The 12,201-nt window shown below is 57.8% G+C and carries 14 protein-coding genes; all 14 read left to right on the top strand.

Annotation, left to right across the window (positions count from 1 at the left end; translation table 11 throughout):
* Position 1: 1 nt before the first annotated feature.
* From QGH30_02870 to QGH30_02805, 14 genes are read left to right on the top strand one after another with little or no spacing between them, the layout of a single operon-like run.
* The gene (locus QGH30_02870) at positions 2 to 1,516 is read left to right on the top strand and encodes an ABC transporter ATP-binding protein (GenBank protein MDP7021276.1); all 1,515 of its coding nucleotides are present in this window, start codon (positions 2 to 4) and stop codon (positions 1,514 to 1,516) included.
* Positions 1,513 to 2,610, top strand: coding sequence for an ABC transporter permease (locus tag QGH30_02865; protein MDP7021275.1), 1,098 nt, complete (start codon positions 1,513 to 1,515; stop codon positions 2,608 to 2,610). The genes QGH30_02870 and QGH30_02865 overlap by 4 nt, the downstream gene beginning before the upstream one ends.
* On the top strand, positions 2,607 to 3,470 hold the full coding sequence (locus tag QGH30_02860; GenBank protein ID MDP7021274.1) for an ABC transporter permease: 864 nt from the start codon (positions 2,607 to 2,609) through the stop codon (positions 3,468 to 3,470). The genes QGH30_02865 and QGH30_02860 overlap by 4 nt, the downstream gene beginning before the upstream one ends.
* A 52-nt stretch (positions 3,471 to 3,522) precedes the next feature.
* Positions 3,523 to 4,800 carry a phosphoribosylamine--glycine ligase gene (gene purD / locus QGH30_02855; protein ID MDP7021273.1) on the top strand — a complete coding sequence of 426 codons (1,278 nt, stop codon included), beginning with the start codon at positions 3,523 to 3,525 and terminating at the stop codon, positions 4,798 to 4,800.
* A complete protein-coding gene (purE, locus tag QGH30_02850) occupies positions 4,797 to 5,264 on the top strand; it encodes a 5-(carboxyamino)imidazole ribonucleotide mutase (protein ID MDP7021272.1) in 468 nt (155 codons plus the stop codon). The genes purD and purE overlap by 4 nt, the downstream gene beginning before the upstream one ends.
* The gene (locus tag QGH30_02845; protein ID MDP7021271.1) at positions 5,261 to 5,914 is read left to right on the top strand and encodes an L-threonylcarbamoyladenylate synthase; all 654 of its coding nucleotides are present in this window, start codon (positions 5,261 to 5,263) and stop codon (positions 5,912 to 5,914) included. The genes purE and QGH30_02845 overlap by 4 nt, the downstream gene beginning before the upstream one ends.
* A complete protein-coding gene (locus QGH30_02840; GenBank protein ID MDP7021270.1) occupies positions 5,911 to 6,357 on the top strand; it encodes a low molecular weight protein arginine phosphatase in 447 nt (148 codons plus the stop codon). The genes QGH30_02845 and QGH30_02840 overlap by 4 nt, the downstream gene beginning before the upstream one ends.
* Positions 6,358 to 6,376: 19 nt before the next feature.
* A complete protein-coding gene (locus tag QGH30_02835) occupies positions 6,377 to 7,318 on the top strand; it encodes a branched-chain amino acid transaminase (GenBank protein MDP7021269.1) in 942 nt (313 codons plus the stop codon).
* Positions 7,318 to 7,761, top strand: coding sequence for a ribose 5-phosphate isomerase B (gene rpiB / locus QGH30_02830; protein MDP7021268.1), 444 nt, complete (start codon positions 7,318 to 7,320; stop codon positions 7,759 to 7,761). The genes QGH30_02835 and rpiB overlap by 1 nt, the downstream gene beginning before the upstream one ends.
* 50 nt (positions 7,762 to 7,811) lie before the next feature.
* Complete coding sequence (gene glyA / locus QGH30_02825) at positions 7,812 to 9,068, top strand: serine hydroxymethyltransferase (protein ID MDP7021267.1); 1,257 nt, start codon at positions 7,812 to 7,814, stop codon at positions 9,066 to 9,068.
* Between the two features lie 10 nt (positions 9,069 to 9,078).
* On the top strand, positions 9,079 to 9,552 hold the full coding sequence (nrdR, locus tag QGH30_02820) for a transcriptional regulator NrdR (GenBank protein MDP7021266.1): 474 nt from the start codon (positions 9,079 to 9,081) through the stop codon (positions 9,550 to 9,552).
* On the top strand, positions 9,549 to 10,418 hold the full coding sequence (locus tag QGH30_02815) for a hypothetical protein (protein ID MDP7021265.1): 870 nt from the start codon (positions 9,549 to 9,551) through the stop codon (positions 10,416 to 10,418). Before nrdR ends, QGH30_02815 begins: the two co-directional genes overlap by 4 nt.
* A 3-nt stretch (positions 10,419 to 10,421) precedes the next feature.
* Complete coding sequence (gene tatC, locus QGH30_02810) at positions 10,422 to 11,162, top strand: twin-arginine translocase subunit TatC (GenBank protein MDP7021264.1); 741 nt, start codon at positions 10,422 to 10,424, stop codon at positions 11,160 to 11,162.
* Positions 11,163 to 11,190: 28 nt separating this feature from the next.
* The gene (locus QGH30_02805; protein ID MDP7021263.1) at positions 11,191 to 12,180 is read left to right on the top strand and encodes a polyprenyl synthetase family protein; all 990 of its coding nucleotides are present in this window, start codon (positions 11,191 to 11,193) and stop codon (positions 12,178 to 12,180) included.
* Positions 12,181 to 12,201 lie beyond the last annotated feature (21 nt).

The raw sequence follows: 12,201 nt of genomic DNA, 5'->3' as shown, positions 1-12,201 counted from the left end.
CGTGAAGGTCGGTCTCCGGAATCTCCGCCGAAGTTTCGGCACCTTCTGTGCCGTTGATGACATCAGTCTGGATTATCACGAAGCCTGTCTCTATGCACTGGTCGGCGAAAACGGAGCCGGCAAGAGTACCCTCATGCACCTCCTCTACGGCATGCTGTCCCCGGATTCAGGAAGCATCCTTATCGAGGATAAACCGACCGTCTTTCGAAGCCCCCAGGATGCAATCCGTTCGGGAATCGGAATGGTTCATCAGCATTTCATGCTCGTCGACACACTCTCTGTGGCGGAAAATGTGGTTCTGGGTTCGGAGCCCATAGCTCGGGGCCTGCTTGATCATTCGGCAGCCCGGCGCAGCGTTCTGGACTATGCCGACCGCTTTCACCTTGATGTGGATCCCGATGCTCCTGTCTCCAGCCTTTCCGTGGGAGAATGCCAGCGGGTGGAGATTCTGAAGGTTCTTTACCGCGGGGCAGAGTTCCTGATTTTCGATGAGCCCACCGGCGTGTTGACGCCTCAGGAAAGTCGCTTTCTCTTCACAATCCTCCGCTCGCTGCGCGAGGAGGGAAAGACCATCGTCCTGATCAGCCACAAGCTGGATGAGGTCATGAGCCTGGCCGAGGAAATTGATGTCATGCGTCGGGGCAAATACCAGGGCCGCCTCCCTCATGCAGAGGCAAGTCCCGAGGAGCTGGCCCGCCGAATGGTGGGGCGGGAGGTTCTCTTCACTGTGGACAAGAAGCCTTCCCGGCCTGGTCCGGTCTGTCTCTTGGCGGAGGCCCTTTCTCTCGAAGCGACTCCTGAGCGCAGACCGCTGGAGGATGTGAACTTTGACATTCGGGAGGGGGAGATTCTCGGTTTTGCAGGCGTGGAGGGAAATGGGCAAAGGGAACTGGCGGGGATCCTCTCCGGCATGATTCCTCCCGACCGCGGGTCGATTCAAGTGGAGGGAAGAGAGTGGGACGCACTGGATCCGCGGACTGCGAGAGCTTTGGGAATTCGCCACGTGCCCGAGGACCGGCAGAAGACCGGGCTTCTTCTGGACATGAGTCTGGAAGAGAACCTGATTCTCGGAGAAGAAGGGGAAGCTCCCCTTTCCACCCGGGGCTTGTTTCACCGGAGCCGGATTCGGGAAGTGGCCCGGCAGCGAATTGAGAGTCTGGACGTGCGGGTTCATGATCCTGCTCAAAGTGCGAGGGAGCTGTCAGGAGGAAACCAGCAGAAGCTCATCCTCTCCCGGGAACTGGCTCACGATCCTCGCATCCTGATTGCCAGTCAGCCTACAAGAGGCGTGGATGTAGGGGCGATTGAATCCATTCACAGGATTCTTCTGGAGAGAAGGGACCGGGGGATGGCCATTCTTCTTTTCTCTTCCGAGTTGAGTGAACTTCTGGCTCTCTGCGACCGGATTGGAGTGCTTTACCGGGGAAGGCTGCTTCGTATTCTGGACGCATCTACGACCGATGAAGAGGAACTGGGACTTTACATCACGGGTGCAAACCCGGAGGCCGTCTCATGAGAAACTGGAAGAGACTGGGCGCGGAGATTCTGGAGTCCCTGTGGCCTCCCGTGGCGGCTCTGGCTCTTACCTTCCTCATCAGTTCTGCGATCATCCTTGCCATCGGCGAAAATCCCCTTGCCATCTTTGCCCTTCTCTTTCGTGAAGGTCTGGCCAGTGTGGATGGATTTGCCCGGGTTCTCAATGACGCAACTCCGCTGATCTTTACCGGCCTGTCCGTGTCTTATGCCTTCCGCGCGGGGCTCTTCAATATCGGCGGCGAGGGCCAACTCTACATGGGTGCCTTTTTCGCCGCTCTTGTTCCCCTGCTTCTTCCCGGCCTTCCCGCCATTCTGGCTCTTCCTCTTGCGGTTCTTGCGGCGGCGACCGGCGGTGCCGCCTGGGGCGCGATTCCCGGCTATCTGCGCGCTCGCTTCGGCGTGCATGAAGTGATCAATACGATCATGATGAACTTCATAGCCTTGGGTCTAACCGGATATCTGGTGGTGCATCATCTCAAGGAAGCGGGACAGATGATTCCCCATACTTATGAAATCGGGGAGTCCTACCAGCTTCATCCTTTTGCGCACTCGAAGCTCGGACTTGCAATGGGACTGGACTCTGCAAACCCTCTGGGTCCCTCCTTCCTTCTTGCTCTCCTCGTGGCAGTGATCGTCTTCATCGTGTTCCGGCGAAGCGTGGAGGGCTACCGCCTTCGCGTGAGCGGTCTGAATCCGGTGGCAGCACACTATGGCGGGATTCGCACCGGGGCGCTGACCGTAAGAGCCATGGCTGTCAGTGGTGCATTGGCGGGCCTGGTCGGAGTGCATGAAGTCCTTCTCTACCGTCACCGCTTTCTGGACAATTTCTCCAGTGGTCTGGGCTTTCTGGGCATTGCCGTGGCCCTGATGGGTCGCAATCATCCCTTTGGCGTGGTGCTGGCCGCCCTGCTCTTCGGCTTCCTGAACACGGGGGCCCTGGAGATTGATATATTCACGGAGGTTCCCCGGGAACTGGTCGTGGTGATGCAGGCGCTGGTGATTGTTCTGGTGCTTGCCATGAGTGAATCCGCAACAAGACGCAAACGGCGGCGCGGCAAGGGGGCTGTCACATGATTGCCCTGCTCTTCGGCACCCTGCGTACGGCAACGCCGCTTCTCTTTGCGGGAATGGGAGGCATGTTCTCCGAGCGGGGCGGTGTCGTGAATATCGCCCTGGAAGGGATTCTGCTGGTGGGTGCTTTTGCGGCAGCTGCGGCCACCTGGGCGACCGGTTCTGCGATCATCGGTGTTCTGGCGGCCTTGCTCGCAGGAGTTCTTTTCTCCTCCCTGCATGCGCTGGCTACTCTCCGTTTTCATGTCGACCAGATTGTCAGCGGCGTGGCTCTGAACCTGTTGGCCATCGGCCTTACCGAGTTTCTCATGTGGGTGATCTTTGACAGCGGAAGCAACTCTCCCCGGCTTGAAACCGGAATCCATGCCGGTTTTCTGGTGGAGATTCCTCCTCTGACCATTTTGGTCTTCCTTCTTTTGCCCCTCTCTTCCCTGCTTCTCTTTCGAACCCGTTTTGGTCTGCGTCTTCGCTCTGTCGGAGAGCATCCCGAGGCTGCTCAATCTCTGGGGATCCCTGTTCTTCGTATGCGGCTCTACGGGGTCTTGCTCAGTGGGGCCTTTGCGGGGCTCGGAGGAGCCTTTCTCAGTCTCAATGCCCACTATTTTGTGAAAAACATGAGTGCCGGTCGTGGCTTTATCGCTCTGGCGGCATTGATTTTCGGAAAATGGAGCCCGAAGGGTCTGCTGGCGGCTACCCTGCTCTTCGGTTTTGCCGAGGCTCTGCAGGGGCATTTGCACATAGCCTGGCTCCCGGTGCGCTTCGTCCAGATGTTTCCCTACCTGATCACCATGGTCGCCCTGGCCGGCATGATTGGCCACAGTCGGGCTCCTGCTGCCCTTGGGCGCCCCTTTGATCGAGGATAGGGCTTGAGTTTTTTCCTGATCTCCGTTATTTCCTGATGCAAAGGGGGAAATTGTGAGAATTCTGGTTCTCGGTTCCGGAGGGCGGGAACACGCCCTTGCCTGGCGTCTTTCCCGGTCTTCCAGTGTCAGCGAGCTTCGGGTCTGGCCCGGCAACGGGGGGACGGCTCTTGCAGGCTGGAACCTCTCGGTGGCCCTGTTTGAGGGCAGGAGCGAAGAAGAGGCGATCGCGTCGATGGCGCCGGACCTTGTGGTCATCGGCCCGGAGCAGTCTCTGGTGGATGGCCTTGCCGACCGGCTTCGCGAGCGAGGCATTGCCGTCTTCGGCCCCGGCCAGGAGGCGGCTCGTCTGGAAGGCTCCAAGTCCTTTGCCAAGGACTTCATGATCCGCCATGGCATCCCCACGGCCCGATCACTTACGCTCGGCGAGGGTGATTCCCTGGAAAAGGCTCTTGATGAAATGGGAGACTCCATTGTCCTCAAGGCTGATGGCCTTGCTGCCGGCAAGGGTGTGCTTCTGCCGGAAAGCCGGGAGGAGGCTCTTCACGCAGGGAGGGCCATGCTGGAAGAGGGCAGCTTCGGGGAGGCGGGAAAGACCCTGTTGATCGAGGAAAGGCTGGAAGGCTATGAAGTTTCCCTTTTGGCCGTTCTGGATGGAAAGGATTACTTCCTTCTTCCCTCCAGTCAGGATCATAAACGCGCCCTGGAAAATGACCTTGGCCCCAATACCGGCGGAATGGGAGCCTATGGCCCGGTTCCCACGATGGATGCCGAAGGATTGAAAACGATTGCCGATGAGGTGTTTGGCAAGGCTCTGAAGGGTCTTGCCAAAGACGGGCTTGATTACCGGGGAGTTCTCTACGCGGGTTTGATGATGACCGCCTCAGGGCCCCGGGTTCTGGAGTTCAACTGTCGGTTTGGAGATCCGGAAACGCAGGCACTGATGCTGCTTCTCGAGGGAGATCTGGGAGTTCTTCTGGACTCGGCCGCCCGGGGTAATCTGGAGACGGAAGCGCTTCGGGAGCGAGATGGTAGTTCCATGGTGGTGGTTCTGGCTTCCCGGGGCTATCCTTCGGCCAGTGACACGGGATATTCCATCGAGGGGCTGGGAAGAGACTACGATGAGTCGGTGGTCTTCCATGCGGGTACATGTCTGGAGACAGGAGGGCTCGTCAATTCCGGAGGACGGGTTCTCGGGGTGACGGCCCGGGGAGAGGACCTTGCAGAAGCCCGTGAACGCTGTTACCGTCGTATTGAGAGAATCCAGTTTGAAGGAATGCAGTACCGAAGGGATATCGGCTGGCGGGCCCTGGAGATGAAAGGGAAAGCATGAGTGAGAAAGCACGGGTCGGGATCGTTCTTGGAAGCAAAAGCGATGAAGCTCTTCTGGAGCCGATGACCGATGTCCTCGACCGCTTGGGAGTTGTCTGGGAGTCGCGCGTGGCCAGTGCTCACCGTGACCCGGCTCTGGTCGCGGACTTTGCGGGAAGTGCGGAAGAGAGAGGACTTCGGGCCATTATTGCTGTTGCTGGATTGAGTGCCGCCCTTCCCGGAGTGGTGGCCGCCCATACTCTGCTCCCCGTGATCGGGGTTCCTGTTCAGGGGGGCGCTCTTCAGGGAGTGGATGCCCTCCTGTCTATGGCTCAAATGCCTCGCGGAGTTCCGGTGGCCACGGTGGCCATTGGCAAGACGGGCGCAGTCAATGCGGCTCTTCTTGCCGGACGAATTCTTGCTGTCGACGACAGGGAAGTCAGAGACAGGTTGCTTGCTATCATGGAGGAATGGAAACAGTCATGAGCGATGTACTGAGCAAGGTGGAAGATCCCCGAACAGCCCTGGCAGCAATCCGCACCCTTACAGTGGGAGGAATCGCGGCTTTGCCCACGGACACCCTCTACGGATTCCATGGCCTGGCTTCCTGGCCAGGGATGGCCAGCAGAATTTGCGTCCTCAAGGGCTGTGATGAAGACTCCCGGGGATTTATCCTTCTCAGCGATTCTGCGGAGATGATGGCCCGTTGGGCAAAGGTGGATGACCGGGTTCTCGCCTTTGTGAAGCAGAACTGCCCGGGCCCGGTCTCCTTCCTCCTGGAAGCTCTCCCGGAAGCTCCCGATGAACTCTGCACCGAAGAGGCCGGCATTCGGCGCCTGGCATTTCGCATTCCTGATAACAGCTATCTCCTTCATTTACTTTCGCTTATCGATGACTTTCTGATTTCCACCAGTGTCAATCCCAGCGGCGAGCCTCCCCTTGAAACTGCCGCTGAAATTGTTATGCTGTATGCAGATAAGGTCGATCTCGTGGCTTCGGATTCCTCCCTTGAGAAACGAATCGCGAAGGAGGGACCCCAGGCTTCCACTCTGGTCGACCTGACCGTGGACCCGCCCCGGATCCTGAGAGAGGGGCAGGTCCGCCCAAAACTGGATCTCGAACCGACTCGGGGATGAAGAACAAGACGATTCTCTTCGTTTGCACCGGTAACACCTGTCGGAGTCCCATGGCGGAAGTTCTTGCTCGAGCCATGGCCTCTGAGCGAGGGCTCTCGCTGGACTTCCGTTCAGCAGGGATTCGGGCCAGCGGTGGACAGCCCGCTTCGAAGGAAGCCAGGGAGATTCTCGCCGAAGAAGGTCTGGACCTTTCGGGACATCGATCCAGGAGCCTTGATGAAAGCGGTGGCGTGGACCTGATCCTCGTCATGGAGGCCTCGCAGAGAGAGGCACTTGATGGCTTCGGATCGCAGGTTCTTCTCTTCAGTGAATGGGCGGGGGAAAGCACCCCGGGGCCTGATCTTGAGGATCCCTACGGACAGGAACGGGCGGCATACGAAGCAACTTTCCGCAGGATCCTGGAATACCTGGAAGAGGGATTCCGCAGGATCGAACAGGGCTGAACAGCTCAGGGAGGCGGACATGGCGGTCAAGAAGGCCGATACTATCTGGATGAACGGGCAGCTTGTCGACTGGGACGATGCGAAGATTCATGTTCTCAGTCATGTGATCCATTATGGAAGCAGTGTCTTCGAGGGAATCCGGGTTTACCAGACTCCCCAGGGCTCGGCGGTCTTCCGTCTTGATGATCACGTTCGCAGGCTCCTGGATTCCTCGAAAATCTATCGCATGGAGGTTCCCTTCAGCTTTGAGGAACTTCGGGACGCCATGCTGGAGACCGTGATCATCAACAAGCTGGAGGAGTGCTACATTCGGCCCGTTGTTTACCGTGGCTACGGCACCGTGGGCGTGGATCCGGCCGGGAGCCCCATTGATGTGGCGATCGCAGTCTGGGAGTGGGGCAAGTACCTCGGTCCTGAGGCTCTGGAAAAAGGGGTGGACGTCTGTGTTTCCAGTTGGGCACGAATGGCCCCGAACACCATGCCGAACATGGCAAAGGCAGCCAGCAACTACATGAACAGCCAGTTGATCAAGATGGAAGCGATCACCAACGGCTATGTCGAGGGCATTGGACTCGATGTCAGTGGATACGTAAGCGAGGGAAGCGGGGAGAACATCTTCCTGGTTCAGGGCGATGTGGTCTACACGACCCCGATCAGCGGTTCCATTCTCGTGGGAATCACCCGAAACACGATCATCACCCTGCTTGAGGAAATGGGCTACGAGGTTCGGGAGCAGAACATTCCCCGCGAGATGCTCTATCTGGCAGACGAGGTGTTCTTCACAGGCTCGGCCTCGGAGGTGACCCCGATCCGCAGCATCGACCGGATTGAAATCGGCACCGGTGGACGTGGACCCGTGGCGAAGAAACTGCAGGATCGTTTCTTCGGCATGTTTGACGGGAGCGAGAAGGATCGCTACGAATGGCTGACCTTTGTCAAATCGGCTGCGGTGGCGAAGTAATGCGAATCGCCCTGGGGACGGATCACCGGGGAGTGAAACTCAAGGATGCCCTGATCGGCTTTCTCCGGGAGGCTGGTCACGAAATCATCGACCGGGGAAGCGAGGGCGGAGAGTCTGTGGACTATCCGCTCTTTGCCTTTTCCGTGGCGGAGGCCGTGGCATCGGGCGAGGCGGAGCGGGGGGTTCTCATCTGCGGAACCGGGATCGGAATGTCGATTGCGGCGAACAAGGTGCCGGGAATCCGGGCGGCTCTGGTCTATGATGAGTCCTCGCTGATTCTTTCAAGGCAACACAATGATGCGAATCTTCTGATTCTCCCGGGGAACTGGCTGGAGGAAGAAACTGCCTTCGCCTGGCTTCTTCGCTGGATTGACACCCCTTTTGAAGGGGATCGTCATGCAAGAAGGTTGCAACAGGTCGCTGACTACGAGGCGAGGGATTAGGCAAGACAGACAGCAATGTCTTTGGAGGGAATGTGGAGATCATCCGAAACATGGATCCGGAAGTGTTCGAAGCGATGAAGGGTGAGTTGCATCGCCAGGAAGAGGGACTCGAGTTGATTGCATCGGAGAACTTCGTCTCTCCGGCCGTGATGCAGGCCATGGGTTCCGTACTGACGAACAAGTATGCGGAAGGCTATCCCGGTAAACGCTATTACGGCGGATGCGCGAATGTCGATGAGATCGAAATCCTTGCCAGAAACCGCGCGAGGAAACTCTTCGGCTCCGATCGTGCCAATGTTCAGCCCCACTCCGGAACCCAGGCGAACATCACGGCCTACATGGCCTTCCTGGAGCCGGGCGACACGATCATGGGCATGAACCTCTCTCATGGTGGACACCTCTCCCATGGGCATCCCCTGAACTTTTCGGGCAAGTTCTTCAAGGTCGTTCCCTATGGCGTGAAGGAAGGCGAGGAAACGATCGACTATGAAGCACTCGCAGACATTGCCCGGGATAGCAGCCCGAAGATGATCGTGGCGGGAGCCAGTGCCTATCCCCGGTTTATTGATTTCGAGAAGTTCCGCCAGGTGGCCGATGAGGTCGGGGCACTGCTGATGGTCGACATGGCACACATTGCGGGTCTGGTGGCCGGAGGAGTTCACCCCAGTCCCGTTCCCTGGGCCGATGTCGTGACCAGTACCACTCACAAGACTCTCCGTGGCCCGCGCGGTGGCCTGATTCTGGAGAAGAAGGAACATGTGGGGGCCATCAACAAGACGAATTTCCCGGGCAACCAGGGCGGCCCCTTCATGCATGTCATTGCTGCCAAGGCGGTCTGTTTCCAGGAGGCCCTGCGTCCGGAGTTCCGCGACTATGCGGCCCAGATCGTGTCCAATGCCAAGGCACTGGCGGAGGCCCTGATCGAAAGAGGCTACACTCTTGTCTCCGGAGGAACCGACAATCACCAGATTCTGGTGAACTTCCGGGGCAGTGATGTGACAGGAAAGAGTGCCGAGGAAGCTCTCGAAGGCGCAGGCATTACCGTCAACAAGAATACGGTTCCCTTTGATGAGAGAAGTCCCTTTGTGACCAGCGGAATCCGCATCGGAACACCGGCCATCAGTACCCGGGGATTCCGGGAGCCGGAGCTGGCCATCACCGGCGGCCTGGTCGCTGATGTGCTGGACAGCATCCGGGGAGAGGAAGCGGATCCCGAGGTTCAGCAAAGGGTCTTCAACAAGGTGAAAGAACTGACCGCGGCTTTCCCGCTCTACGCGGAGAACTCCAGGGCGGTCTTCCCCAGCTAGGGAGGTGACCTTGAAGTGTCCCTTTTGCGGCCATCAGGAAGACAAGGTGGTCGATTCCCGCAGCACGCGTGAGGGAGAGGCCATTCGCAGGAGGCGGGAGTGTATTGCCTGTTCCGCCCGCTACACTACCTACGAGTATGTCGAACACGGCCCGGTTACCGTGGTGAAGTCCAACGGAACACGGGAATCCTACTCGCGTGAGAAGATGCTCTCCGGTCTCTTGAAAGCCTGCGAGAAGCGCCCCGTTGCACGCGAGGATCTTGAGACACTGGTTGATGAGGTGGAGCAGGAGGTCATCTATTCAGGTTTGGCCCAGGAAATCACGGCCCAGAAAATAGGGGAGGAACTGATCCTCCGCCTGCGGGACCTTGATGAGGTGGCCTATGTACGCTTCGCTTCTGTCTATCGCCGCTTTACGGAATTGAGCCAGTTCGCCGAGGAAATGGAACGATTGCTTCGGGAAAGAGAAAAGGGGGACTCATGAAGAAACTGATGTTGTATCTGTTCCTGCTTCTGCTGCTCGGATGTGGGGGAGAGGAACCCGGGCTCAGGACGGATACCTCTCTTCCTCCCCTGAAAGTCGTCTTCAACCCAGAGTCCCGCGACCTGGAGTTTGCTGCGGAAATCAGTTCCACCTCCCAGTTCAGCGGCATGGTGATGGAGTCCTTTCTTACCTTCGACTGGAAGGTCAGTCACTGGAAGGAGAGCGATTCCCTGCGTACGGCGAAGGTTCGCTTTAGCAAGGTCAAGGCCATGCAAAGAAGTGGCGCAGCGACCGGCTATGAGCCGATCAAGGCTTTCTCCCGCCTTGAGGGCTTCAGTGCCATCTACTCTTTTGATGATGACAAGGGAATGGAGATCCTGAATAAGCCAAACAAGGATCCCGAGTTCATGCAGGTCTTTTCGCAGTTGCAGATGGGGCTTGTTCCCATGGAAGCCTTGACCCTCGAAGAAGCTCTTCCCTATGGCGAAGCGGTGGAGCTTCCTATTAAAGCGAGGGACATGCTTCCCGAGGATTCTGCAAAGATGGCAGACAAGGTGCAGATGACCGTGACCTGGACAGGAATGCAGGACTTCCGGGGACATCCCTGTGCAAGGCTGAAGTTCAAGGGCTTCATTGAACTGGATGAACAGGCTAAGTCCGGGGAGGTCAGTTCGCAAACCCGGGGCAAGATCCGGATCAGCGGAGAAGGTCTCTACTCCCGGGAGCATCGTTTTTTCCTGCGAAGCCAGACCAAGCTCGACATAAATCTCAGCATGCAGGACTTTGATGCGCGTGGCAAAGCCCTCGGTGGAGAGAAATCCATGGAACAGAGCGTGACGGCGGCCTCAAGCCTGAAGAAGCTCTAGGAGATGTCCGAAGCCCTGAAGAGCATGCCGCTATTGGATCACCTGAAGGCACTGAGAAAGGTGCTGGCCGTGAGTTTCGGGGTGCTGATCGTGGGGACCCTGCTCTGCTGGGCATTTTCTGAGAGAATCCTGGTGCTCATCACCGAGCTTCTTCCAAACGAGGAAGCCGCACACATCTTTTCACCGCCCGAGGCCTTCCTGATTCGACTGAAGGTGAGTGCCTTCACCGCCCTCTTCCTCGGCCTTCCCTTCATTTTCTACCAGATCTGGGCTTTCATTGCCCCGGGCCTTTTTCTTCCGGAGAAACGACGGATCTTCCCGGTCTTCCTTTCCTCGGTCGTCCTCTTCTACCTTGGCAGCTACTTTGCCTACACGGTGATCATCCCGATCATGATGAACTACTTCTTCGGTCTCAGTCCTGAAGGTACGGAGATGACGGTCGGGATCAGCCAGCTCTTCTCGGTGGTGTCGCGCCTCAGTCTGGCCTTTGGTATTGTCTTCCAGTTACCCGTCGTCATTCTTGTGCTGAGCGTGCTGGGAGTGGTTTCTCCGGGCTGGTTGCTTTCCCAATGGCGAATTGCCCTGCTCTTGATGCTCCTGTTTTCCTCTCTTCTCACGCCTCCGGATCTCATCAGCCAGATTGCGATGACCCTTCCTCTCTTCTTGCTCTACCTGCTCAGTGCCCTGATTGCGATTCTTGCCAGAGGCAAGCGGGGGCGCGTTGACAGTGCAGAAGACCCGTGATAATTTCGCCTCGAGGAAGTGAGGATTGATGCACACCGGTTTCCTGAAAGGGCTTCAGCTAGGCGCAACGGGACTTTCTTCTTCCCTGAAGGAAGACCTCGCGCGCGTGGAAGAGAGGATTGACGACAGTCTTTCCTCCGGGATTCCCTATATTCGGAGACTTTCCGATGCGGTTCTCGAGGTACGGGGAAAGATGTTTCGTCCCGCTCTCGTGATCCTCTCCGCGGGCAAGCCGGGAGAAAGCTCCTCTTCGACCCTTCTTGCGGGCGCGGTGGTGGAAATGATCCACACGGCCACGCTGCTTCACGATGATGTGGTTGATTGCAGCCAGAAGCGCCGGGGGCTTCCGACCCTGAACCACCGCTTCGGGGACGGTCCTTCCATTTTGATGGCCGACTACATATACTCCCGTGCCATTACTCTTCTGGTGGAAGCGGAACTGACGGCTGTGCTCGGGCTTCTTGCAAGAACCGTCCACCAGATGAGCATCGGCGAGCTTCTTCAACTGGAGTTGAAAGAGGGCGGGGAGATTGACGAGGAGGCCTATTTCCGGGTGATCTATGAGAAGACCGCCCGACTGATCGAGTCATCCTGTCGGACGGGGGCAATTCTCTCCGGCCGCTCCGACCGGGAGGTGGAAGCTCTGGGGACCTTCGGCCGGAAGATCGGGATGGCCTTCCAGATCGTGGATGATGTGCTCGACTACCGCTCAGATGAATCGACACTGGGAAAACCGGTGGGCTCGGATCTGGCGGAGGGGAAACAGACCCTTCCCTTCCTTCGTGCTCTCGACGGCGCGGAGAAATCGGAGAGAGAAAAAATGATGGAACTGTTTCGGAACAGGGACACCGGAGAGCTTCTGGAGTGGGTTCGTCTCTCGGGAGGAGTCGATTCCTCTCTTGAAGAAGCAAGAAGTCTGGGGCTGGAAGCCCGGGAAGCCCTGAAGCTCTTGCCCGAGAGTCCGGTCCGCCTTGCTCTGGGCGCAGCAGCAGACTATGTAATCGAACGACCTTTCTGAATCGAGGCAGCGTGGATTTAA

The organism is Candidatus Krumholzibacteriia bacterium, from assembly GCA_030748535.1.
Lineage (GTDB): Bacteria > Krumholzibacteriota > Krumholzibacteriia > JACNKJ01 > JACNKJ01 > JASMLU01.
Note: the sequence above shows the minus strand (reverse complement) of the source record. Positions and strands in the feature narration are given on the sequence as shown.

Bases quoted from the DNA above. Each gene is read 5' to 3' on its own strand.
- QGH30_02865 (MDP7021275.1), top strand. From the start codon at position 1,513: ATGAGAAACTGGAAGAGACTGGGCGCGGAGATTCTGGAGTCCCTGTGG.
- QGH30_02860 (MDP7021274.1), top strand. From the start codon at position 2,607: ATGATTGCCCTGCTCTTCGGCACCCTGCGTACGGCAACGCCGCTTCTC.
- purE (MDP7021272.1), top strand. From the start codon at position 4,797: ATGAGTGAGAAAGCACGGGTCGGGATCGTTCTTGGAAGCAAAAGCGAT.
- QGH30_02845 (MDP7021271.1), top strand. From the start codon at position 5,261: ATGAGCGATGTACTGAGCAAGGTGGAAGATCCCCGAACAGCCCTGGCA.
- QGH30_02840 (MDP7021270.1), top strand. From the start codon at position 5,911: ATGAAGAACAAGACGATTCTCTTCGTTTGCACCGGTAACACCTGTCGG.
- QGH30_02835 (MDP7021269.1), top strand. From the start codon at position 6,377: ATGGCGGTCAAGAAGGCCGATACTATCTGGATGAACGGGCAGCTTGTC.
- rpiB (MDP7021268.1), top strand. From the start codon at position 7,318: ATGCGAATCGCCCTGGGGACGGATCACCGGGGAGTGAAACTCAAGGAT.
- glyA (MDP7021267.1), top strand. From the start codon at position 7,812: ATGGATCCGGAAGTGTTCGAAGCGATGAAGGGTGAGTTGCATCGCCAG.
- QGH30_02815 (MDP7021265.1), top strand. From the start codon at position 9,549: ATGAAGAAACTGATGTTGTATCTGTTCCTGCTTCTGCTGCTCGGATGT.
- tatC (MDP7021264.1), top strand. From the start codon at position 10,422: ATGTCCGAAGCCCTGAAGAGCATGCCGCTATTGGATCACCTGAAGGCA.
- QGH30_02805 (MDP7021263.1), top strand. From the start codon at position 11,191: ATGCACACCGGTTTCCTGAAAGGGCTTCAGCTAGGCGCAACGGGACTT.